This window comes from Allobosea sp. GW823-FHT02B03, assembly GCF_058797755.1.
The window spans coordinates 276,235-297,514 of sequence record NZ_JBXAJY010000003.1 but is presented as its reverse complement, the minus strand read 5'-3'; the positions used below and the strand labels follow the sequence as shown (position 1 = coordinate 297,514).

The 21,280-nt window shown below is 67.6% G+C and carries 21 protein-coding genes and 1 pseudogene; 21 read left to right on the top strand and 1 reads right to left on the bottom strand.

Annotation, left to right across the window (positions count from 1 at the left end; all coding sequences use genetic code 11):
• Positions 1-66 precede the first annotated feature (66 nt).
• Together AC1REK_RS11040 and AC1REK_RS11035 are read left to right on the top strand one after the other, a co-directional pair.
• Positions 67-225, top strand: a pseudogene (locus AC1REK_RS11040) (DUF898 family protein); the annotation flags it as partial.
• A gap of 7 nt (positions 226-232) precedes the next feature.
• A complete protein-coding gene (locus tag AC1REK_RS11035) occupies positions 233-646 on the top strand; it encodes a M48 family metallopeptidase (RefSeq protein ID WP_492268005.1) in 414 nt (137 codons plus the stop codon).
• Position 647: 1 nt separating this feature from the next.
• Here AC1REK_RS11035 and AC1REK_RS11030 read toward each other — a convergent pair whose 3' ends face one another.
• On the bottom strand, positions 648-1,118 hold the full coding sequence (locus tag AC1REK_RS11030) for a GFA family protein (protein WP_492273793.1): 471 nt from the start codon (positions 1,116-1,118) through the stop codon (positions 648-650).
• A gap of 117 nt (positions 1,119-1,235) precedes the next feature.
• Here AC1REK_RS11030 and AC1REK_RS11025 point away from each other — a divergent pair, with 117 nt between their 5' ends.
• The 19 genes from AC1REK_RS11025 to AC1REK_RS10935 all read left to right on the top strand — a co-directional run bounded on the left by AC1REK_RS11025 (position 1,236) and on the right by AC1REK_RS10935 (position 21,265).
• Complete coding sequence (locus AC1REK_RS11025; protein ID WP_316019304.1) at positions 1,236-1,397, top strand: hypothetical protein; 162 nt, start codon at positions 1,236-1,238, stop codon at positions 1,395-1,397.
• 136 nt (positions 1,398-1,533) lie between these two features.
• Positions 1,534-3,252, top strand: coding sequence for a hypothetical protein (locus AC1REK_RS11020; protein WP_492268007.1), 1,719 nt, complete (start codon positions 1,534-1,536; stop codon positions 3,250-3,252).
• A gap of 188 nt (positions 3,253-3,440) precedes the next feature.
• Positions 3,441-3,527 carry a K(+)-transporting ATPase subunit F gene (gene kdpF / locus AC1REK_RS11015; protein WP_083532981.1) on the top strand — a complete coding sequence of 29 codons (87 nt, stop codon included), beginning with the start codon at positions 3,441-3,443 and terminating at the stop codon, positions 3,525-3,527.
• Between the two features lie 25 nt (positions 3,528-3,552).
• Positions 3,553-5,262 carry a potassium-transporting ATPase subunit KdpA gene (gene kdpA, locus AC1REK_RS11010; protein WP_492268008.1) on the top strand — a complete coding sequence of 570 codons (1,710 nt, stop codon included), beginning with the start codon at positions 3,553-3,555 and terminating at the stop codon, positions 5,260-5,262.
• Between the two features lie 20 nt (positions 5,263-5,282).
• A complete protein-coding gene (gene kdpB / locus AC1REK_RS11005) occupies positions 5,283-7,319 on the top strand; it encodes a potassium-transporting ATPase subunit KdpB (RefSeq protein ID WP_492268009.1) in 2,037 nt (678 codons plus the stop codon).
• 24 nt (positions 7,320-7,343) lie between these two features.
• On the top strand, positions 7,344-7,925 hold the full coding sequence (gene kdpC / locus AC1REK_RS11000; protein ID WP_492268010.1) for a potassium-transporting ATPase subunit KdpC: 582 nt from the start codon (positions 7,344-7,346) through the stop codon (positions 7,923-7,925).
• A gap of 113 nt (positions 7,926-8,038) precedes the next feature.
• Positions 8,039-10,765, top strand: coding sequence for a DUF4118 domain-containing protein (locus AC1REK_RS10995; RefSeq protein ID WP_492268011.1), 2,727 nt, complete (start codon positions 8,039-8,041; stop codon positions 10,763-10,765).
• Positions 10,762-11,457 carry a response regulator gene (locus AC1REK_RS10990; RefSeq protein ID WP_492268012.1) on the top strand — a complete coding sequence of 232 codons (696 nt, stop codon included), beginning with the start codon at positions 10,762-10,764 and terminating at the stop codon, positions 11,455-11,457. The genes AC1REK_RS10995 and AC1REK_RS10990 overlap by 4 nt, the downstream gene beginning before the upstream one ends.
• A 226-nt stretch (positions 11,458-11,683) precedes the next feature.
• Positions 11,684-12,040: a DUF2849 domain-containing protein gene (locus tag AC1REK_RS10985; RefSeq protein ID WP_492268013.1), complete on the top strand. Its 357-nt coding sequence runs from the start codon at positions 11,684-11,686 to the stop codon at positions 12,038-12,040.
• Positions 12,041-12,043: 3 nt separating this feature from the next.
• Entirely contained in the window at positions 12,044-13,711 is a 1,668-nt protein-coding gene (locus AC1REK_RS10980; protein WP_492268014.1) for a nitrite/sulfite reductase, read from the top strand.
• Positions 13,701-14,213, top strand: a complete 513-nt coding sequence (locus AC1REK_RS10975; protein WP_492268015.1) for a DUF934 domain-containing protein — start codon at positions 13,701-13,703, stop codon at positions 14,211-14,213. Before AC1REK_RS10980 ends, AC1REK_RS10975 begins: the two co-directional genes overlap by 11 nt.
• 5 nt (positions 14,214-14,218) lie before the next feature.
• Complete coding sequence (locus AC1REK_RS10970) at positions 14,219-14,458, top strand: hypothetical protein (RefSeq protein WP_316019293.1); 240 nt, start codon at positions 14,219-14,221, stop codon at positions 14,456-14,458.
• Positions 14,455-15,909, top strand: a complete 1,455-nt coding sequence (gene cysG / locus AC1REK_RS10965) for a siroheme synthase CysG (protein ID WP_492268016.1) — start codon at positions 14,455-14,457, stop codon at positions 15,907-15,909. The genes AC1REK_RS10970 and cysG overlap by 4 nt, the downstream gene beginning before the upstream one ends.
• Positions 15,910-16,070: 161 nt before the next feature.
• Positions 16,071-17,111 carry a sulfate ABC transporter substrate-binding protein gene (locus tag AC1REK_RS10960; RefSeq protein WP_492268017.1) on the top strand — a complete coding sequence of 347 codons (1,041 nt, stop codon included), beginning with the start codon at positions 16,071-16,073 and terminating at the stop codon, positions 17,109-17,111.
• Positions 17,112-17,114: 3 nt separating this feature from the next.
• Positions 17,115-17,960 carry a sulfate ABC transporter permease subunit CysT gene (cysT, locus tag AC1REK_RS10955; protein WP_327521391.1) on the top strand — a complete coding sequence of 282 codons (846 nt, stop codon included), beginning with the start codon at positions 17,115-17,117 and terminating at the stop codon, positions 17,958-17,960.
• Positions 17,953-18,846: a sulfate ABC transporter permease subunit CysW gene (gene cysW, locus AC1REK_RS10950; RefSeq protein ID WP_492268018.1), complete on the top strand. Its 894-nt coding sequence runs from the start codon at positions 17,953-17,955 to the stop codon at positions 18,844-18,846. Before cysT ends, cysW begins: the two co-directional genes overlap by 8 nt.
• A gap of 11 nt (positions 18,847-18,857) precedes the next feature.
• Positions 18,858-19,904, top strand: a complete 1,047-nt coding sequence (locus AC1REK_RS10945; RefSeq protein WP_316019288.1) for a sulfate/molybdate ABC transporter ATP-binding protein — start codon at positions 18,858-18,860, stop codon at positions 19,902-19,904.
• A 63-nt stretch (positions 19,905-19,967) separates the two neighbouring features.
• Positions 19,968-20,405, top strand: coding sequence for an OsmC family protein (locus AC1REK_RS10940; protein ID WP_492268019.1), 438 nt, complete (start codon positions 19,968-19,970; stop codon positions 20,403-20,405).
• Positions 20,402-21,265, top strand: a complete 864-nt coding sequence (locus AC1REK_RS10935; protein ID WP_492268020.1) for a sulfurtransferase — start codon at positions 20,402-20,404, stop codon at positions 21,263-21,265. Before AC1REK_RS10940 ends, AC1REK_RS10935 begins: the two co-directional genes overlap by 4 nt.
• The last annotated feature ends 15 nt before the right edge of the window (positions 21,266-21,280 follow it).

Sequence of the window (21,280 nt, the reverse complement as noted above, 5' to 3'; positions counted from 1 at the left end):
GTCGGTGAAAGTAGTCGCAAGGCCTCGCCAAGCGGCCTGATTCTGCCGCCGGGGCTGCCGCAGGCCATGCATCAGACCGTTGCCAACCCGGCGCCACCGGCCGATCGGGTTTCGTTCTCGGGCGAACGCTCGACCTTCCGCAAACTGGTGACGCGCGGCGCCCTGCTGGAACTCGTCACCTTCGGCTTCTACAGGTTCTGGCTGGCGACCGATATCCGGCGCCATAGCCGGGGTGATCGCGCATGAGATCGGCCATGCCGAGCATCGCGACGGATTGCGCAGCGTCATCCGAACTGGTGGCACCTCATTCCTGTTCGGCTTGCTCTTCGGCGATATCACCGGCAGCGGGGCCGTGATCTTCGCCTCGCGCATGCTGCTCGACGCCTCGCATTCGCGCGATGCCGAAACGGCGGCCGACAATTATGCGATCAGGGCGATGACGCAGCTCGGCCGATCGCCGGCACCGCTCGGCGAGCTCCTGGTCCGCATCTCCGGCAAGGATGGCGGCACGACGATCATCGACAGCCATCCGGTCAGCAGCGAGCGCCTGGAGCGGATGCGGCGGGCGGTTCCTGCGAATGCAGGGCCGCCGATCCTCACCGATGCCGAATGGCAGGCACTCCGGCGAATCTGCGCGACCGGGTGACCTATCCGCTCTCCTCCGGCCAGCCGACCAGCTCGGTCGGTGTCCAGCGCGCCTTGCGGCGTTCGCGCCGCTCCTCCAGCGCCTCGCCACTGAAGTCGCGCGGCTCGGCAGATCTGGTGAAGCGCGCACGCCCGTCGAGCACATCGATATTGATCGTGGTCCAGGCCTTGCCGCCCTCGGTCATCAGCATGGCGATGTAGACGCCGCATCGGTGGCAGAGGACCACCTCGGAAGCATCGAGACCAAAGCGATAGCGCTGGAGCTGGCTGGGCTGACGCAAGATGAGGCGTGCCTGCGCCTTGGGGTCCGAAACCGTCCGGGCATTGTGCTTTCGGCAAAAGGAGCACTGGCAGGCGCCAATGATCTCCTCCTCGGGCGGACGCGGGAGCGACAATTCGAGCGCGATCGCTCCGCAATGACACCCGCCGTCCAAGCGATGCATCATGCCGGTGTTCCCTTCGCGCGCTGTCACATCACCGCAATCATAGGCTGCAACAGAACCTATCAAAACAACTGATTTGATGCCGCATCGAATCAAGGGAACGGAATCGCTCCCGCCGCGTTCGGAGCCAAAATGCGGGAGGACATCATGAGCAGCCTTGTTACGGTCTCGGCGCTGTTTCTGGCCGGCGGCCTTTCAACCGTGACCATGGGGGGCGTGCCCCTGCAGGGCATTCTCAACGAGCTCTTCTGGGCCGGCCTCGCCATTTCGGCCTTCATCACCACGGCGGGGCTCGAAGCTTCGAGCTGAAGGGCGGCCTTCGGGCGCTTTCGCAGGTTTCATCTGCCGAACCGGGTCGGCCCGACTGCCGTCGGGCTCGATGGAGCCGGTGCATTGCGCCGCGTTCCCGTTATGGTTGTGGCGGGCTCCGAGGAGGGCCGCCGCCATGGCGAGTGAAGCGCATGTGCTTTTCGATGCGGCCTTGCCAGCTGTCGGGAGCATCAACGCTGAGTTGAAGCGCCTCGGTTTCCCCGTCAGGCTTCGATACCGAGCCGGCTGTCTCGACGCGCATGCTGGATTCCTGCCGGCGATGCTGCGGCGGCAGGAATCCGGCTGCGAGTGCGATGTCCGCAGCTGTCCCGACGCTGCCAGCGACCTCGAGCCGCCAGAGACTGGCAGATCATTCTCACGCCGTGTCAGCCTGCGTTGGGCAAGCGATAAGGATGAAGCCATAGTCGGCCTCTGCGTCGCGGCGGCCTTGGCCAGGCTGACGCAGGGCATCGTGCTCGAAGACGGATCAGGCAAGTGGCAGGACGCCGGCAAAGCCGTCGACTATGCCAGGCAGCATCTCAAGGCGATGGCTGTCAGGGGCGGTCCAGTTGAGCCGGGAACGCGCCCGGCGGACATCCGGCGCTATCTGAAAGGCCTCCTGGCCGAACGGGACGACCTTGTCCTTGTCGGTCGGCACCTCCTCATCCGGCCTGTCCGCCACGTTTTGCGCGGCGCATTGTTCGATCGCACAGGGGAACGGACTCGCTTCCGGATCTGGCCGTACCTCCAACCGCTTTACGGACATCCGCATTCCACCGGGTGCCTGGGAACGATCCACGGAGCTCTCTGGGACGTTACGGCCGCCCATTTCATGCCATTGCTGCAGGATGCGCTGCTTCATGACGTGTTCGCCGATGTCGGGTCCATCACCACGCTGGAAGGGCTGGCCAGCCGTTTGAAGGCCGATCGGGAAAAGGTGTCTTCGTGCGTCGTCGCCTTGTTGTTGGCCGGGCGGCCCCAAACGGCCAGTGCAATCATCGACGGTCTGGAGGCAAGGGACGCTATCTGGGGGCACTGGCTCGCCGAGGAGCGGCAACTCCTCGATCGTGACGTTAAGGCGGTCTGCGCCGAATTCCGCGAGCAGGAGGAACGAACAGTCCAGGCGCTCAAGATCGCGTCGATCTGGGAGCCCTCTCCCGTCCCCGCCGAGTTGCCGGAGCATCAACGCGAGAGTGTGGCGGAGCCGCAATTCCAGGCGGGCAGCTGGCCTGCGACACCGGGCGGCCTGTTGGCGCCGCTGCCCGACCAGCCGGGCGAACTCAAGTTCAGCAAGGAGTACATCCTTCGCCGCGGCTTTCCCCTTCTGCTGAACCCCATGACGACCGCGGCCGGGCAGCGGGCCTACCGAGCCTATGAGCGACTGATCGCGGCGCAGCGCCTGCACGACGGGATGCTCCTGCTCAGCATCGTGGACCCGCAGCGTGCGCATCAGAGCTGGATCGATCAGACGTCGCCGGGCGCTGATCCGATCGGGTATCATTCGCGTTTCCTGCTCTACGGCATAGAGCGCCTCGCCGAGGTTTCGCTCCACCGTCGATCGTTGTCGGAGGAACCGCTCTCGATCAGTTCGATCGATATCCGGAGCCGCGATCGCCGCTGGGAGATCTGGCGCTGCAACTTCAGACATGATCAAGCCGTTGCGACAGTGTTCGATGCCCGAGGTGCGTCCCTAGGTGGGGTCACCTCTGACTTGCCGCCGGACCTTCTGGCCGCACTTGTGCTCGACCATCCCGTCCCTGGTGCGCCGGACGACATCCTGCGCCGCACGCGAAGCCTCCTCGACGGCATGGGCTATGGCGAACTCGATCTCGATCTTCCCTTGGAAGGATCCTGATCTTTACGCCGCCCTTATGCCCCTCCCTGCCCTTCCCGCTCGAACGCTTACCCGGCCCGCCCCCACATCTCCGGTCTGAAACACAGGCTGGAGACCGATATGGCCGACATCTTTTTCTTCGCGCTTGGGACCGGAGCCTTCGCGCTTTTCGGCCTCTATGCGGCGCTGCTGCGCAAGGTCTGACGACCATGGCGCTCACCATCCTCTACGCCGCCGCGGCCCTCGGGCTCGCGGTCTACATGGTCGCCGCGCTGCTGCGCCCCGACCGCTTCTGAACTTCGAGAACAAAGGAGACCTCGCATGGAATGGCGGGGCTGGGCCGAGATCGTCTTTACGATCGCGTTGACTGTGGCCGTGGGCTGGCCACTCGGCATCTACATGGCGCGCGTCTGGGCGGGCGAACGAACCTGGTTCGACCCCGTGCTACGCCCGGTCGAGGCCGGGCTCTATGCCGCGCTAGGCATCGATCGAGGCAAGGGCCAAGGCTGGCTCGGCTATGCCGGGGCGGTGCTCGCCTTCAGCGCGGCCGGCTTCGTGCTGCTCTATGCGCTCCTGCGGCTGCAGGGGCAGTTGCCGTTGAACCCGCAGGGCTTCGACGGCCTGTCGCCGCATCTCGCCTTCAACACCGCCGTCAGCTTCGTCACCAACACGAACTGGCAGTCCTATGGCGGCGAGACGACGATGAGCAGCCTCAGCCAGATGCTGGGCCTGACCGTTCAGAACTTCGTCTCGGGCGCCGTCGGTCTCTCGGTCGCCGCCGCCGTGGCTCGCGCCTTTGCCGCCGATCGCGGCGAAACGCTCGGCAACTTCTGGGTCGATCTGACCCGCAGCACGCTCTACGTGCTGCTGCCGGTCTCGATCGTTACTGCGCTCGCACTCGTCGCCGCCGGCGTGCCGCAGAGCCTGCTTGCCAACGTCACGGCCAAGACGCTCGAAGGCGCTGACCAGATCATCGCGCTCTTTCCTGTCGCCAGCCAGGAAGCGATCAAGCAATGGGGCACCAATGGCGGGGGCCTGTTCAACGTCAACTCGGCGCACCCGCTCGAGAATCCGACGCCACTGACCAATCTGATCGAAGTCGTCTCCCTGAACGCGATCGCCTTCGCTACCGTCGTTGCTTTCGGGCGCGTCGCCGGCGCCCGCAAGGAGGCGCGTGCGCTGATCGCGGCGATGGTGATCCTCCTCAGCCTAGGTGCTGCGGCGATCTATGCCTCGGAGACGCTGACGCCGCAGCCGGCCATGGTCGCGGCGGGCATCACCGACGCGCCGGCCAACATGGAAGGCAAAGAGGTGCGCTTCGGCGCCGCTGCTTCCTCCGTATGGGCAGCCCAGACCACGGGCACCGCGAACGGCTCGGTGAACGCGATGCACGGCTCGTTCATGCCGCTCGGCGGCGGCGTCGCGATGTTCCTGATGCAGCTTGGCGAGATCGTCCCCGGCGGTGCCGGCTCCGGTCTCTACGGCATGGTGGTGATGGCGCTGCTCTCGGTCTTCGTCGCCGGGCTGATGGTCGGGCGCACCCCGGAATATCTCGGCAAGAAGGTCGAGGCGCGCGAGATCAAGTTCGCCATGCTGGCGGTGCTGATCCTGCCGCTCGCCATTCTCGGTTTCTCGGCCATCGCTGCCGTGCTGCCGGTCGCGCTTGAAGGCCTGCTCAACAAGGGACCGCGCGGGCTCACGGAGATCCTCTACGCCTACTCGTCGGCGACCGGGAACAACGGCTCGGCCTATGCTGGACTGACCGCCAACGCACCCTGGTGGAACACCACGCTGGGCATCGCCATGTTGCTCGGCCGTTTCGCCTACATGGTCCCGGTGATCGCCCTGGCGGGTGCCATCGCCGCCAAGCCGAAGCTGAAGCCGACCGCCGGCACGCTGCCGAGCGACAGCCCGCTCTTCGTCGGCCTGCTGATCGGCATCATCCTGATCCTGGGCGGCCTCCAGTTTTTCCCCGCGCTCGCGCTCGGGCCGATCGTCGAGCACTTCCAGGTGCTTGCGGCCGCTCGCTGAGCCAACGAAAGAACGCATTCATGAGTGTTTCCCTCGCCAGGTCCGGCGCCTTCGACCAGGGCGTCATCGTGACGGCCCTGAAGAGCGCCTTCATCAAGCTCGACCCGCGTGCGCTCGCCGGAAATCCGGTGATCCTCGCCACCGAGGTCGTCGCCATGCTGGCCACGGTCTCGGCCGTGGTCGCCGTCGCCGGCGGACAGCCCGCCGGCTTCGCCATCCAGATCGCGCTCTGGCTCTGGCTCACCGTGCTCTTCGCCAATTTCGCCGAGGCGATCGCCGAGGGGCGCGGCAAGGCGGCCGCGGATTCGCTGCGCGCCACCCGCGTCACCACCAAGGCCAAGCTGATCATCGACGCCTCGCGCAATGCGATCATCCCGACGCCGGCGCACGAGCTCGCGCCCGACGATATCGTCCTGGTCGAAGCCGGCGACGTCATCCCCGCCGATGGCGAGATCGTCGAGGGCGTCGCCTCGGTCAACGAGGCCGCCATCACCGGCGAATCCGCGCCGGTCATCCGCGAGAGCGGCGGCGACCGCTCGGCCGTCACCGGCGGCACCACCGTCGTCTCCGACTGGATCAAGGTCCGGGTCACCTCGCGGCCCGGCTCCTCCTTCCTCGACCGGATGATCGCGATGGTCGAGGGCGCGGACCGGCGCAAGACGCCGAACGAGTTGGCGCTCGCCGTGCTGCTCGCCGGCCTGACCCTGGTCTTCCTGATCGCGGTGGTGACGCTGACCGGTCTCGGCGCCTTCTCGGGCGTCTCGCTCGACCCGATGGTGCTCGGCGCGCTCTTCGTCACGCTGATCCCGACCACGATCGGCGGCCTGCTCAGCGCCGTCGGCATCGCCGGCATGGACCGGCTCTTGAAGGTCAACGTGCTCGCCACTTCCGGCCGTGCCGTCGAGGCCGCCGGCGACGTCGACACGCTGCTGCTCGACAAGACCGGCACCATCACCTTCGGCAACCGCATGGCGGTCGAGGTCATTCCCGCTCCGGGCATGCGCCCGGAGGCGGCCCTGCGCGCCGCGCTGATGGCCTCGCTCGCCGACGAGACGCCGGAAGGCCGCTCGATCGTCGACCTCGCCCGCAGCCTCGGCGTGACCGCCGAGATTCCGCAAGGGGCCAACGCCATCGCATTCAGTGCCACGACCCGTCAGTCCGGCCTCGATTCCGACGGCAAATCATGGCGCAAGGGAGCGGTCGATGCGGTGATTAGAACGCTCGACCTCAGCGAAGCACAGGTGCCGGCGGAGCTGCGCCAGGCGGTCGACGCCATTGCCCGCTCCGGCGGCACGCCGCTCGCCGTCAGCGAGAACGGCGCGCTCGCCGGCGTCATCCATCTCAAGGACGTGGTGAAGCCGGGCGTCAAGGAACGCTTCGCCGATCTGCGCCGGATGGGCGTGCGCACCGTGATGATCACCGGCGACAACCCGGTGACCGCCGCGGCGATCGCCTCTGAAGCCGGCGTCGACGACTTCCTCGCCGAGGCCACCCCCGAGGACAAGCTGCGGATCATCCGCGCCGAGCAGGCTAAGGGCCGCCTCGTCGCGATGTGCGGCGACGGCGCCAACGACGCCCCGGCGCTCGCCCAGGCCGATGTCGGCGTCGCCATGCAGACCGGTGCCCAGGCCGCGCGCGAGGCCGGCAACATGGTCGACCTCGACAGCGACCCCACCAAGGTCCTGGAGATCGTCGAAGTCGGCAAGCAATTGCTCATCACCCGCGGCGCGCTCACGACCTTCTCGATCGCCAATGACGTGGCAAAGTACTTCGCCATCATCCCGGCGCTGTTCGTCGTCTCCCTGCCGGCGCTGGGGGCGCTCAACGTCATGGGGCTGTCGAGCCCGCAGAGCGCCATCCTCTCGGCCGTGATCTTCAACGCGCTGGTCATCGTCGCGCTGATCCCGCTGGCGCTGCGTGGCGTGCGCTACCGGGCGATCGGGGCGGCCAAGCTGCTCTCGCGCAACCTCACCCTCTACGGCATCGGCGGGCTGATCGCGCCCTTCGTCGGCATCAAGCTGATCGACATGCTGGTTTCGGCCCTCGGTCTGGCCTGAGCCGCGGCAAAGGACATCGACATCATGATCTCGCATCTGCGCCCCGCCATCGTCGCGATGGTCTTCTTCACCCTGCTGCTCGGCCTCGCCTATCCGCTCGGCGTGACCGGCCTCGCCCAGGCGCTGTTTCCGGCCCAGGCCGGCGGCTCGCTGATCCGCAATGCGGACGGCGTCGTCGTCGGCTCGCAATGGATAGGCCAGAACTTCAAGGGCGAGGCCTATCTGCGTCCCCGCCCCTCCGCCGCCGGCAAGGAGGGCTATGACGCCTCCTCGTCCTCGGGTTCGAATCTCGGCCCGCTGAACGAGGACCTCGCCGCCCGCATCAAGGCCGAGGCCGAGACGCTGCGGGCCGAGGCGGCGGGGCCGATCCCGGTCGACGCGGTCACGACTTCAGCCTCCGGGCTCGATCCGCATATCTCCCCGGCCTATGCGGCCCGGCAGGCCGCGCGCATCGCCGCCGCCCGCAAGGCCCAGCCGGCGGAGGTGCTGGCGCTGATCTCGGCCAACACCGAGGGCTCGACCTTCGGCTTGCTCGGCGAGCCGCGCGTCAACGTGCTCGCCGTCAATCTGGCGCTCGACGCGCGCTGGCCCCAGCCGCAGCGATAGAAGGCTGCTCTTGCGGCCGGTAGCGGTCTACAAGCATTGGTCGTCCCGGGCTGGCGAGGCTTCGTCGCCAGCCCGGGACGACCCGGAAAGACGATCGAGAATGTCCTAGGCAAATGGCCAGCGACGAATCCCAGTTCCGCGAGGCAGGCCGGCCCGATCCGGACGCCCTGCTGTCGTCGGCCGGCCGTGGCAAGCGCGGCCGGCTGAAGATCTTTCTCGGCATGGCGCCCGGCGTCGGCAAGACATACGAGATGCTGACGCAGGGGCGCCGGGCCCAGGCCGAACATGGCGAGGTGCTGGTCGGCGTCGTCGAAACCCATGGCCGGCGCGAGACCGAAGCGCTGCTCGACGGGCTCGAGGTGATGGCCCGCAGGCCGATCGAGCATCGCGGCCGCATCCTGATGGAGTTCGATCTCGACGCCGCGCTCGCCTGCAAGCCGCGGCTGCTGCTCGTCGACGAATACGCCCATTCTAACGCGCCCGGCAGCCGCCATCCAAAGCGCTGGCAGGATGTCGAGGAGCTGCTCCAGGCCGGCATCGACATCTGGACGACGCTCAATGTCCAGCATCTCGAAAGTCTGGTCGAAGTCATCTGGAAGATCACCGGCGTGCGCCAGCGTGAGACGGTGCCCGACAGCGCGCTCAGTCGCGCCGACGAGATCGAGCTGATCGACATCACGCCGACCGAGCTGCGCCAGCGCATGGACGAGGGCAAGGTCTACCTGCCGGAGACCGCGCGGCTCGCCGCTAGCAACTTTTTCAAGCCCGAGAACCTGACCGCCCTGCGCGAGCTCGCCTTGCGCCGAGCGGCGCAGACCGTCGACGACCAGCTCAGCCAGGCGATGAAGCGCGCCGGCGTCGAGGGGCCCTGGGCGGCCGGCGAGCGCATTCTCGTCCTGATCGGCCCCGACGCCATGGCCGGGCCGCTGGTCCGCGCCGGAAGGCGGCTCTCCGACATGATGATGGACGCGCCCTGGACGGTCGCGCATGTCGAACGGCCGAACCGTGCCGACGGCGATCCCAGCCGCAGCGCACCGCTGGTCGAGGCCCTGAAGCTCGCCGAGCAGCTTGGCGGGGCGACCGTCGTCCTCAATGGCGACGACCTTGTCGGCGCCGTCCTCGACTATGCCCGGCGCAACAACGTCACCCAGATCGTCGTCGGCAAGTCGCATCGGCGCGGCTGGCGGGCGTGGTTGCGCCGTTCGCTCGCCCCGGAACTGCTGAAGGCGCAGAACGGCGCCGCGCTCCACATCATCACCGAGACGGTTGCGACCACAGCCACGGCCCCGGCCTTCGCGGGCCCGAAGCCGAGTTTCCAGTGGCGCGGCCATGTTGGCGCCGTCGCCATGGTCTGCGCCGCGATCGGCCTCGCCGAGCTGCTCGACCAGCACGTCGAGAACGCCAACCTCGCCATGCTGTTCATGGTCAGCGCCCTCGGCTCCGGCCTTGCCTTCGGTCTCTGGCCGGCGGTCACGGCCGCCGCCCTCGCCGCCTTCGCCTATAACTTCTTCTTCCTGCAGCCGCGCCTGACCGTCTGGATCGGCCATCCGGCCGACCTTCTGACCTTTCTCGTCTTCTTCGCCGTCGCCATGACGACGGGCAGCCTGACCGGGCGCGTCCGCGACCAAGCGACCGCGACGGCAAGGCGCGCCTCGGCCATCACCGCTCTGCTCGCCGCCAGCCGCCGCCTCTCGGGCGCCGCCCGCAAGGAGGACGCCGCGGCGATCCTCGCCGAGCAGGTCTCGGCGGCGACCTCCGGCAAGGTTGTCGTCCTGCTGCCGGCCGAAGGCGGCGAGATCGCCGCTATCGCCGGGGCCCCGGAGCTGGAGCCGCTCTCGACCGCCGACATGACGGCTGCGCGCTGGACCTGGAATCGCGGCGAGCCGGCCGGCGCCGGTACCGGGACCTTGCCCAATGCCGGCTGGACCTTCCGCGCGCTGCAGGGCGTGCGCCTGCGCTCCGGCGTCGTCGGCTTCGAGCCCAGTGCCCTGGCGACCGCGGAGAACGAGCGCTTCGCTCTGGCCCTGCTCGACCAGGGCGCGATCGCGATCGAGCGCGCCGAACTCGCTGCCGCCGCGGTCGATGCCGAGGCTCTGCGTCGCAGCGACCGCTTGCGGGCCGCGCTGCTCAACTCGGTCAGTCATGACCTGCGCACGCCGCTGGCGACCGTGCTCGGCTCGGCGACCACGCTGATCGACTATGGCGAGGGCATGAAGCCGGTCGTCCGCGACGATCTCCTGCTCTCGATCCGCGAGGAAGCAGAGCGGCTCAACCGCTATGTCGGCGATCTCCTCGACATGACCAAGCTGGAAGGTGGCGCCCTGCTGGCGCGGCGCGACTGGATCGATGTCCGCGACGTCATTGCGGCGGCGCTGGCGCGCGTCTCGCGCCGGCTCGGCCAGCGCCGGGCACTACGCGATTTCCCGGCCGAGCTCTCGATGGTCCGGGCCGACCCCGTCCTGCTCGAACAGGTGCTGGTCAACATCCTCGAAAACGCCATCGCCTACAGCGAGGACGGTGCACTGATCGAAACGGCGGCTTATGAAGATCGCGGCAATGTCGTGATTTCGATCGAGGACGAGGGGCGCGGCATTCCGACCGCCGAGCTCGAGCGCGTTTTCGAGAAGTTTCGCCGGCTCGAGGAAGCGATCGATCGCGGCGGCGAGCGCGGCAAGGGCGCCGGCCTCGGCCTCGCCATCGCCAAAGGCTTCGTCGAGGCCATGGGCGGGCGCATCGCCGCCGCCAGCCCGATCCGCGAGCGGGCCGACGGCTCGAAGGGCGGCACCCGCATCCTGATCAGCCTGCGCAAGGACATCGCGGGCGGAGAACCCAACGCATGACCGCCTTTCGCCCCCGTATCCTCGTCATCGACGACGAACCGCAGATTCACCGCTTCCTCGGCCCTGCCCTCGATGCCGCCGGCTACGAGCCGATCCGCGCCGACGATGCGACCGCCGGCCTGCGCGAAATCGCCCGCAAGCCGCCCGACGCCGTCGTGCTCGATCTCGGCCTGCCCGACATGGACGGCAAGGAGGCGCTGGCCAAGGCACGCGCCTTCTATGACGGCCCGGTGATCATCCTTTCCGCCCGCGACCGCGAGACCGAGAAGATCGACGCGCTCGACGCCGGCGCCGACGACTATGTCGAGAAGCCCTTCGGCGTCGGCGAATTGCTGGCGCGCCTGCGCGTCGCGCTCCGCCACCGCATCGAGCGGCAGGGCGCTGCGCCGGTGCTTGTCGCCGGGACGGTCGAGATCGACCTGGTCAACCGCCGGGTCAGTCGCGACGGCGCCGCGGTCAAGCTCTCGCCCAAGGAATACGACCTGCTGGCGAGCCTCGCCGGTGGCCATGGCCGGGTCCTCACGCACAAGCAGATCCTGACCGCCGTCTGGGGCCCCGCCCATGAGCACGATGTCCAGTATCTGCGGGTCTTCGTCGGTCAGTTGCGCCAGAAGCTCGAGGATGATCCATCGACACCGAGGCTGATAGAGACTGAACCTGGCGTCGGCTATCGGCTCGGCGGCCTCGCCTGAAGAAAAATCGGTCTACCCGGTTGCTGAGCGATCAGTCCCCGAAAGACGAATTTCCCACATTGGAACGGAAATAAGAAAAATCACACTATCCAACGTGAATTGATGGAGGCCGTTCGCCAGTTTATTTTCAGCGTTCGTAATAGCGAACGTAGCGAGCGCCAGTGCCCCGTCAAAATCCGATCGATCGTGTGCGCTTCGCACCCCGCCAGAGCAGCAGGAGCGCGTGATGGCGGCCGTAGCGAAGCGCCCCGCCCTGCCCGCGATCCTGCTCGCCAACGACCTGCTCGACGGCGATGTCGTCTTTGCCTCCGCCGCAGGCGAAGCGCTGGCCTGGACGCGCGACCCGGCGCTGGCGCTTGTCGCCAGCGATGATCTCGGTGCCGAGCGCCTGGAAGCCTTTGCCGTGGCCGAGTTCGGGGCGCAGCGCGTGGTCGACGCCTATCTCGTCGATGTCGAGACGGACACCGGCCGCCCGGTGCCGCGCCATTACCGCGAGCGGATGAAGACGCTCGGACCGAGCAATCGCCGGGATCTCGGCAAGCAGGCCGGCGAAGGCATTGCGCCTTCCGGCCAGGGAATTTGACGCATGTACCGCTATGACGAATTCGACGAGCGTTTCGTGCGCGAGCGGGTGGCGCAGTTCAGCGACCAGGTCGCACGCCGCCTCGACGGCTCGCTGACCGAGGACGAGTTCAAGCCGCTGCGGCTAAAGAACGGCGTCTACCTCCAGCTCCATGCCTACATGCTGCGGATCGCGATCCCCTACGGCACGCTGTCCTCGCGCCAGCTCCGGCAGCTCGCGCTGATCGGCGAGCGCTTCGACCGTGGCTACGGCCATTTCACGACGCGCACCAACCTGCAATTCAACTGGCCGAAACTGCGCGACGTGCCCGAGATCCTCGGCCTGCTCGCCGATGTCGAGATGCACTGCATCCAGACCTCAGGCAACTGCATCCGCAACGTCACGGCCGACCATTTTGCCGGCATCGCGCGGGACGAAATCGAGGATCCGCGCCCGACCGCCGAACTGATCCGGCAATGGTCGTCGCAGCATCCCGAATTCAGCTACCTGCCGCGCAAGTTCAAGATCGCGGTGACCGGCGCCGAGCAGGACCGGGCGGTGATCAAGGCCCATGATATCGGCCTGCGCATCCGCCGCCATCCCGACACGCATGAGACCTGCTACGAGGTCAGCGTCGGCGGCGGCCTCGGGCGTACGCCGATGATCGGCAAGGTGGTGCGCGACTACCTGCCCAAGGCCGATCTGCTCGCCTATCTCGAGGCGATCATGCGGGTCTACAATCTCGAGGGCCGGCGCGACAACAAGTACAAGGCCAGGGTCAAGATCCTCGTCCACGAAACCGGCCTCGCGGAGTTCACCCGCCGCGTCGAGGCGGAGTTCGCCGAGCTCGACGGCCCCTCGATCAATGCCGATCCCGAAGAGGTCGCGCGCATCGCCGCCTATTTCGCTCCGCCCACCTATCGGGCGCTGCCGGAAAGGAGCACGGCGCTGGAGACCGCCCGGGCCGGCAATCCCGATTTCGACCGCTGGGTCGAGGTCAACACCACCGCCCACAAGCAGCCGGGCTACACTGCCGTGACGGTCTCTCTGAAGAGCGTCGGCGAGGCGCCGGGAGACGCGACCAGCGAACAGATGCGGCTGGTCGCCGATCTCGCCGACGATTTCTCCCTCTCGGAGATCCGCGTCACCCATGCGCAGAACCTCGTTCTGCCGCATGTGAAGCTGTCGGATCTCTTTTCGATCTGGCGGCGCCTCGGCGAAGTCGGGCTCGCGAGCGCCAATATCGGCCTGATCACCGATATCATCGCCTGCCCCGGCCTCGACTATTGCGCGCTCGCGACGGCGCGCTCGATCCCGATCGCCCAGGCGATCGCCCGCCGCTTCGCCGAAGATGCAAAGCAGAAAGAGATCGGCGAGCTCAACATCAAGATTTCCGGCTGCATCAACGCCTGCGGTCATCACCATGTCGGCCATATCGGCATTCTCGGCCTCGAGAAGCGCGGCATCGAATCCTACCAGATCACGCTCGGCGGCGATGCCACCCAGGACGCGGCAATCGGCGAGATTCTCGGCCCCGGTCTTGCTGCCGAGGAGGTGCCGGATGCGATCGAACGGATCGTCGCGGTCTATCTGGAGCAGCGCCGGGCCGGCGAGAGCTTCATCGAGAACGTCCGGCGCCTCGGCCTCGCGCCCTTCAAGGCCGCTTTCCTGGAGCTCGACCGTGCTGCTTGATCGCAACGGAACCGCATCCGACCCGTGGACGCACAGCGATGGCGCTGCCATCGGCAATATCCCGCTCGCCATCGTGCCTTGGGAGGCGTTGCCGGAAGCGTTCGCCAACAGGGCGCCCGGCCAGGAGATCGGCGTCGTCGTTCCCGGCAGTCTCGCCATCGCCGAGATCGAGGCGTTTCTGCCGGAGCTTGCGCTGATCGCTATCGGCTTCCCGGCCTATTCCGACGGGCGCGGCTTCAGCCTTGCGAGGCGGCTGCGGCGCGCCGGTTTCACCGGCAGGCTGCGCGCCAGCGGCCCGCTGATCGTCGACCAGTTCGCCTATGCTCTGTTCTGCGGCTTCGACGAAATCGCGCTGCCGGCTTCCAGCGCCGGGCGCCAGCCGGTCGAGCAATGGCAGCGGGCGCTCAGCCATGTCGGCGCGCGCTATCAGCGCGGCTATGGCGACGGCGGCAACATCCTCGACCAGCGCCGGGCGAAGCGCCTGGCGCAGGCGGCGGGCTGAAAGCCATGAGCAGCGCGGCGCAGCGACGCGAACTGCGGCCGGCGGATCGGCATAGCGACGATCATTGGGAGGAAGCCATGCTGACGAGCGCTCTCGACCAGGCCAAACCCGGTCCCCGCGAACGCTGGTTCGATCTTTGCTTCCGCCTTATCATCCTTGCGCTCGCCGGGCTTTGGTTGTTCATGCCGCCGAACAGCGAGACGCAGAGGCCGCCGGACGTGAAAGCAGCAGTGACGCAGAAATGACCGACAGAGCCCCGCGCCCCACCGCCCCACGCCGCATCGAGCGGCTCGCGACCCTGCCGCTGTTCCACAAGCTGGATGGGCGCAAGGTCGTGCTGGCCGGCTCGAGCGAGGGCGCGCTCTGGAAGGCTGAGCTGCTGGCCTCCACCGGCTGCGATCTGATCATCCTCGCCGGCGACTCGGCCGCGCTCTTCGCCGCGCTCGCGGCGGATCCGCCGGCTGGCAAGGTCGAGGTCCTCTCACGCAGCTGGCAGGCGGCCGATCTCGACGGCGCGGCGCTCGCCATCGCCGATATCGAGCAGGCTGACGAGGCAAGGGCTTTCGCCGCGGCGGCGCGCCAGCTCGGCGTTCCCGTCAATCTCGTCGACAAGCCGGAGTTCTGCGATTTCGCCTTCGGATCGCTGGTCAACCGTTCTCCGCTGGTCGTGGCGATCTCGACCGATGGTGCGGCGCCCGTCTTCGGCCAGACAATACGCGCCAAGATCGAAGCCTTGCTGCCGGCCGGGCTTAAGCACTGGGCCCAGGCCGCGAAGGACTGGCGCCCGGCCGTTCAGGCACGCGAACTGGCCTTTCCCGCGCGGCGCTCCTTCTGGGAGAGCTTCACCAGCCTCGCCTTCGGTGAGCCGCAGCGCCGGCCGGATGCTGGCGATCATGCCAGTCTGCGCAGCACGCTCGACCAGATCGAGGCCTCGGGCTCGGGCGGCGGCCGCGTCACCTTGGTCGGGGCCGGTCCGGGCGATCCGGAATTGCTGACGCTGAAGGCGATCCGGGCTCTGCAGAGCGCCGACATCATTCTCTACGATGACCTCGTTTCCGCCGATGTGCTGGAACTCGCGCGGCGCGAGGCCAAGCGGCTTCTGGTCGGCAAGCAAGGCTATGGCCCCTCGGTCAAGCAGGACGACATCAATGCCATGCTGGTGGCGCTCGCCGGCCAGGGCAAGCATGTCGTCCGGCTGAAGGGCGGCGATCCCGGAATCTTCGGCCGCGCCGGCGAGGAGATCGAAGCCTGCGCCCAGGCCGGCATCCCCGTCGCGATCGTGCCCGGGATCTCGGCCGCTCAGGGCGCCGCCGCCTCGCTCGGCCTGTCGCTGACCCATCGCGACCATGCAAGGCGCCTGCAATTCGTCACCGGCCATGCCCGCGACGGCCAATTGCCCAAGGATATCGACTGGGCCGCCATGGCAGACCCGGTCGCCACGACGGTCGTCTACATGGCGCGCGCTACCCTTGCTGCCTTTCGCGACGGCGCGCTCGCCGCCGGCATCGACCCTGCGACGCCGGCCATCGCGATCTTCGGGGCGACGCGCCCGGACGAGGCGCGGGTTTCCGGCATGGTCGCGGACCTGCCGGAACGGCTCGGGGAGCTGCCGAGCAAAGGGCCAGTCCTCGTGATCATCGGCCACGCGATGGGCGCGGCCGTCTCTGCTGCCGACCGCCGCCAGGCCCGCGCCTGAGATTGAACCGATCGGCCGGAGAGGCGTTTTCTCTCTGGCGATTAATGTTTGGAAGGGCTCTACTGCCGCACGCCGTTGAGTGTACGCCGCCAATTCAGTACGTTTCGTTTGTTATTCCGAACGATCCGACCCATACGGACCGTTCAACACGGAGCACTGACATGACGCGACAGAGACTTCGCCGCCTTCTGCAAGCCGGATTGACGCTCGGCGCCTTCTCGCTCTGCTTCGGGGTCGTCACCGGAGCCCGGGCCCAGACCGAGCTTCTCAACGTTTCGTACGATCCGACGCGCGAGCTCTATCGTGAGGTCAATGCGGCCTTCATCGCCGATTGGAACGCCAAGAATCCGCAGAAGACGATCCGCACGATCCGGCAATCGCACGGCGGCTCCGGCGCCCAGGCCCGCACCGTCATCGACGGCCTCAATGCCGACGTGCTGACGCTGGCCCTGGCCGGTGACATCGACGCCGTCGCCGAGCGTTCGAAGAAGCTGCCGCTGGACTGGCAGAAGCGTCTGCCGCAGAACTCTTCGCCCTACACCTCGACGATCGTCTTCCTCGTCCGCAAGGGCAATCCGAAGGCGATCAAGGATTGGGGCGATCTGGTAAAGCCCAGCGTCCAGATCATCACGCCGAACCCGAAGACCTCGGGCGGCGCCCGCTGGAACTACCTCGCCGCCTGGGCCTATGCCGAAAAGGCCTTCAACAAGGACGAGGCCAAGGTCCGCGACTACATCGCCAAGCTCCTCGCGAACGTCCCGGTGCTCGACACCGGCGCACGCGGCGCGACCACGACCTTCACCCAGCGCGGCATCGGCGACGTCTTCCTGTCCTGGGAGAACGAGGCCTTCCTGGCGCTGAAGGAGTTCGGCGAGGATAAGTTCGACATCGTCGTGCCCTCGCTCTCGATCCTGGCCGAGCCGCCGGTGACGATCGTCGACGGCAATGTCGACGCCAAGGGGACCCGGGCCGAGGCGCAGGCCTATCTCGACTTCCTCTACACGCCGAAAGGCCAGGCAATCATCGCCAAGCATTATTACCGGCCGCGCAATCCGGAAGCCGCCGACGCCAAGGATATCGCGCGCTTCCCGAAGGTCGAGCTCATCACCATCGACGCCGCCTTCGGCGGCTGGGCCAAGGCGCAGCCGGCGCATTTCGGCGACGGTGGCACCTTCGACCAGCTCTACAAGCCGACGCGCTGAGCCATGAGCGCGACAGTCTCCCGCTGGCGTGAGCCCAGTATCCTGCCCGGCTTCGGCCTGGCACTCGGCATCACGCTGACGGCGCTGTCGCTGATCGTGCTGATCCCGCTCGCCGCGCTGTTCCTGAAGGCGGCGAGCGCCGGCCCGGCCGATATCTGGGCCGTCGCCACCTCGCCCCGGACGCTGGCGGCGCTGCGGCTCTCCTTTCTCGGAGCGCTGTTTGCCGCCGCGGTCAACGCCGTGTTCGGTCTAATCCTCGCCTGGGTGCTGGTGCGCTATGAGTTCCCGGGTCGGCGCCTGATCGATGCCGCGGTCGACCTGCCCTTCGCCTTGCCGACAGCGGTCGCCGGCATCGCGCTGGCGGCGATCTACGCGCCCAATGGCTGGGTCGGCGGCCTGCTCGCCCCCTACGACATCAAGGTCGCCTATACGCCGTTGGGCGTGATGGTGGCGCTGATCTTCATCGGCCTGCCCTTCGTCGTGCGCACCGTCCAGCCCGTGCTGGAGGAGCTGCCGGCCGATATCGAGGAGGCCGCCGCGCTGCTCGGCGCCAGCCGCTGGCGCACCGTTTTCCAGGTGTTGTTGCCGCCGGTCCTGCCGGCGCTGATGACCGGCTTCGTGCTCGCCTTCGCCCGCGCCGTCGGCGAATACGGCTCGGTCATCTTCATCGCCGGCAATGTGCCGATGGTCTCGGAGATCGCGCCGCTCCTGATCGTGATCCGGCTCGAGCAGTTTGACTATGCCGGGGCGGCAGTCGTCGCGACGCTGATGCTGCTGCTCTCCTTCGCCCTGATTTTGCTGGTCAATCTCGTCCAGGCCCGCGCCCGCAGGAGGTTCGGCAATGTCTGATGCGAGCCTTCCCCTTCAGGCGGAAGACCTCGAGCCCGCCCGTGCGGCCCGACATGTCTCCGGAGAGTCCCGGCTGGTGCAATGGAGCCTGGTCGCGATCTCGCTGGCCTTCCTCTGTCTGTTCCTTTTCCTGCCGCTGATCACGGTCTTCGTCGAAGCCGGCGCGCGCGGCTGGCAGGCCTATCGCGAAGCCATCCTCGAGCCGGATGCGCTCGCCGCCATCCGCCTGACGCTGCTCGTCGCAGCGATCGCGGTGCCGTTCAACATCGTCATCGGCATCGCCGCCGCCTGGGCGATCGCCAAGTTCGAGTTCCGCGGCAAGAGCCTGCTGACCAGCTTCATCGACCTGCCATTCTCGGTCTCGCCGGTGATCTCGGGGCTGGTCTTCGTGCTGCTCTTCGGCGCCCAAGGCTATTTCGGCCCCTGGCTGAAAGCGAACGACATCCAGATCGTCTTCGCCCTCCCCGGCATCGTGCTGGCGACGATCTTCGTGACCTTCCCCTTCGTCGCCCGCGAGCTGATCCCGCACATGCAGTCGCTGGGCTCGGCCGAGGAGGAGACGGCTCTGACGCTCGGCGCCTCGCCCTGGCGCACCTTCCTGACCGTGACGCTGCCCAATGTGAAATGGAGCCTGTTCTACGGCGTCCTGCTCTGCAACGCCCGTGCGATGGGCGAATTCGGTGCCGTCGCCGTGGTTTCCGGCAAGATCCGTGGCCTGACCAACACGATGCCGCTGCATGTCGAGATTCTCTACAACGAATACATGGGCGCCGCCGCTTTTGCCGTCGCTTCGCTGCTGGCGGGCCTCGCCCTCGTCACGCTCGCCCTGAAAACCCTGCTGGAATGGCACTTCGCTGACGCGATCGCTGCCAGCCGACGTCATTGAGAGCTCGTTCCATGTCCGTCGCCGTCACCATTGAATCCGTCGAGAAGCGCTTCCAGAACTTCCCTGCGCTGCGCGGCGTCTCGCTCGACATCCAGCCTGGCGAGCTCGTCGCCCTGCTCGGCCCCTCCGGCTCGGGCAAGACCACATTGCTGCGCGTCATCGCCGGGCTGGAGCAGGCCGAGCGCGGCCGCGTGCTCTTCGGCGACATCGACACGCGCGATCTCTCCTTGCGCGACCGGCGGATCGGCTTCGTCTTCCAGCATTATGCGCTGTTCAAGACCATGACGGTCGGCGAGAACGTCGCCTTCGGACTGAAGTCGCGCCCGCGCGGCGAGCGGCCCGAGCCGGCGGAGATTCGGCGCCGCGTGGCCGAGCTGCTCGAGCTGATCCAGCTGCCCGGGCTGGAGAAGCGCTATCCGAGCCAGCTCTCCGGTGGCCAGCGCCAGCGTGTTGCACTGGCCCGTGCGCTCGCCATCGAGCCGCGCGTGCTGCTGCTCGACGAGCCCTTCGGCGCGCTCGACGCCAAGGTCCGCAAGGAATTGCGCGCCTGGCTGCGCCAATTGCACCAGCGCACCGGCCATACCACCGTCTTCGTCACCCATGACCAGGAAGAGGCGCTCGAGCTCGCCGACCGCGTCGCGATCCTGAGCGATGGCCGGCTCGAACAGGTCGGCTCGCCCGACGATGTCTACGATCATCCGGCGACGCCTTTCGTCTGCGAGTTCCTCGGCGACGCCAATCACCTCCCCGTCAAGGTCGTCGGCAGCCAGGCCTTCTTCCTCGACCGGCCAGTGCTCGGCGGTCTCACGCAGAACCAGGGCGGCCCGGCCTCGCTCTATGTCCGTCCGCAGCATCTGCGCATCGTCGACGATGCGCCGCTCGCCTTGCCCGGTGTCGTCGAGCATCTGCGCCGCAACGGGCCGCTGCGCCGCGCCGAAGTCGCCGTGGAAGGCCTGCCGAAGCGCCTCGACGTCGACCTCGCCAGCCAGGTCGCGCCGGCGATCGGCGAGCGCGTGCGGCTGCGCATCACCCATGGCAGCCTGTTCGCCGCAGCCTGACCCTCTCGCTTCGCAAGCGTCGCCGGGCTATTCCGGTAGCGGACCATGTCGAAGGAGACGGTGATGAAAGCACGGGCGAGCTGGGTCGAGGGCATGGCCTTCATGGGCGAGGCCGGCAGCGGTCATGCCGTGGTCATGGACGGCGCTCCGGAATATGGTGGCCGCAATATCGGCATCCGGCCGATGGAGATGCTGCTGATCGGCCTCGCCGGCTGCACGGGCTTCGACGTGGTGCAGATCCTCAAGAAGGGCCGCGAGAACGTCACCGGCTGCGAGGTCGAGGTCGAGGCCGAGCGCGCGACGGAGGATCCCAAGGTCTTCACCAAGATCCACATCGCCTATCGCATCACCGGGCGCGGCCTCTCTCAGGCCAAGGCCGAGCGCGCCGTCACATTGTCGAAGGAAAAATACTGCTCAGCTTCGATCATGCTGGGTGCGACCGCGGAGATGAGCACCTCGCTCGAGGTGATCGACGAACTGAAGCAGGTGGCAGCGGAATGAGCGATTTTCCCGTATCCGGACTGGTTTCGCCCGAAATCCTGCAGGCCGCTCTCGGCCGGCCGGATCTCGTCATCATCGATATCCGCGCCACCGCCGAAGGCGGACAGGCGGCGTTCGAGGCTGGCCATATCCCCGGAGCGGTACATAGCGACTATGCCGCCGCGGGCTGGCGCGCCAAGATCGGCAATGCGCCCGGTATGCTGCCGCCGCTCGATCATCTCGCCGCCCTCGCCGGCAGCCTCGGCGTTCGCCCCGAAAGCCGGGTCGTGATCGTCCCCGCCGGGCACGCCGCCACGGATTTTGCGGCGGCAGCGCGCGTCTATTGGACCCTGAAGCTCATCGGCCACGGGCAGCAGACGATTCTCGATGGCGGATTCAGGGGCTGGCAGGCCGATCCGGCGCGGCCGGTCGCAACCGGTCCCTCGCGACCGGCGGTTGCTACCCCTTACCCCGTCGTCGTGAAGCAGGAACTGCGCAGCACGGCTGACGCGACCTTCGTGGCCGCGCGCGGCAAGCTTGCCACGCTGGTCGATGCGCGCGCCGCCAGTTATTTCGATGGCCGCGAGAAAGCGGCGGAGGCGACGCGCGCCGGCCATATCCCGGGCGCCGTCTCGCGCGACTATGCGGCGGCCTTCGACCCGGCGGCCGGCAAGCTTCGACCGCAAGTCGATCTCGGCGCGCTCTATGGCGCCGTACCGAGCGGCCCGGCGATCTCCTATTGCAACACCGGCCATACCGCGGCGCTGAACTGGTTCGTGCTCTCCGAGGTGCTCGGACGCGACGAGGTCTCGCTCTATGACGGCTCGATGACCGACTGGACCCAGGATCCCGAGCGCCCGGTCGCGACTGCTGCCGGCTAGGGCGTTTTCGGCCGG

Coding starts and splice junctions, on each gene's coding strand:
- AC1REK_RS11025 (WP_316019304.1), top strand. CDS start 1,236: ATGAGCAGCCTTGTTACGGTCTCGGCGCTGTTTCTGGCCGGCGGCCTT.
- AC1REK_RS11020 (WP_492268007.1), top strand. CDS start 1,534: ATGGCGAGTGAAGCGCATGTGCTTTTCGATGCGGCCTTGCCAGCTGTC.
- kdpF (WP_083532981.1), top strand. CDS start 3,441: ATGGCGCTCACCATCCTCTACGCCGCCGCGGCCCTCGGGCTCGCGGTC.
- kdpA (WP_492268008.1), top strand. CDS start 3,553: ATGGAATGGCGGGGCTGGGCCGAGATCGTCTTTACGATCGCGTTGACT.
- kdpB (WP_492268009.1), top strand. CDS start 5,283: ATGAGTGTTTCCCTCGCCAGGTCCGGCGCCTTCGACCAGGGCGTCATC.
- kdpC (WP_492268010.1), top strand. CDS start 7,344: ATGATCTCGCATCTGCGCCCCGCCATCGTCGCGATGGTCTTCTTCACC.
- AC1REK_RS10995 (WP_492268011.1), top strand. CDS start 8,039: ATGGCCAGCGACGAATCCCAGTTCCGCGAGGCAGGCCGGCCCGATCCG.
- AC1REK_RS10990 (WP_492268012.1), top strand. CDS start 10,762: ATGACCGCCTTTCGCCCCCGTATCCTCGTCATCGACGACGAACCGCAG.
- AC1REK_RS10985 (WP_492268013.1), top strand. CDS start 11,684: ATGGCGGCCGTAGCGAAGCGCCCCGCCCTGCCCGCGATCCTGCTCGCC.
- AC1REK_RS10980 (WP_492268014.1), top strand. CDS start 12,044: ATGTACCGCTATGACGAATTCGACGAGCGTTTCGTGCGCGAGCGGGTG.
- AC1REK_RS10970 (WP_316019293.1), top strand. CDS start 14,219: ATGAGCAGCGCGGCGCAGCGACGCGAACTGCGGCCGGCGGATCGGCAT.
- cysG (WP_492268016.1), top strand. CDS start 14,455: ATGACCGACAGAGCCCCGCGCCCCACCGCCCCACGCCGCATCGAGCGG.
- AC1REK_RS10960 (WP_492268017.1), top strand. CDS start 16,071: ATGACGCGACAGAGACTTCGCCGCCTTCTGCAAGCCGGATTGACGCTC.
- cysT (WP_327521391.1), top strand. CDS start 17,115: ATGAGCGCGACAGTCTCCCGCTGGCGTGAGCCCAGTATCCTGCCCGGC.
- cysW (WP_492268018.1), top strand. CDS start 17,953: ATGTCTGATGCGAGCCTTCCCCTTCAGGCGGAAGACCTCGAGCCCGCC.
- AC1REK_RS10945 (WP_316019288.1), top strand. CDS start 18,858: ATGTCCGTCGCCGTCACCATTGAATCCGTCGAGAAGCGCTTCCAGAAC.
- AC1REK_RS10940 (WP_492268019.1), top strand. CDS start 19,968: ATGAAAGCACGGGCGAGCTGGGTCGAGGGCATGGCCTTCATGGGCGAG.
- AC1REK_RS10935 (WP_492268020.1), top strand. CDS start 20,402: ATGAGCGATTTTCCCGTATCCGGACTGGTTTCGCCCGAAATCCTGCAG.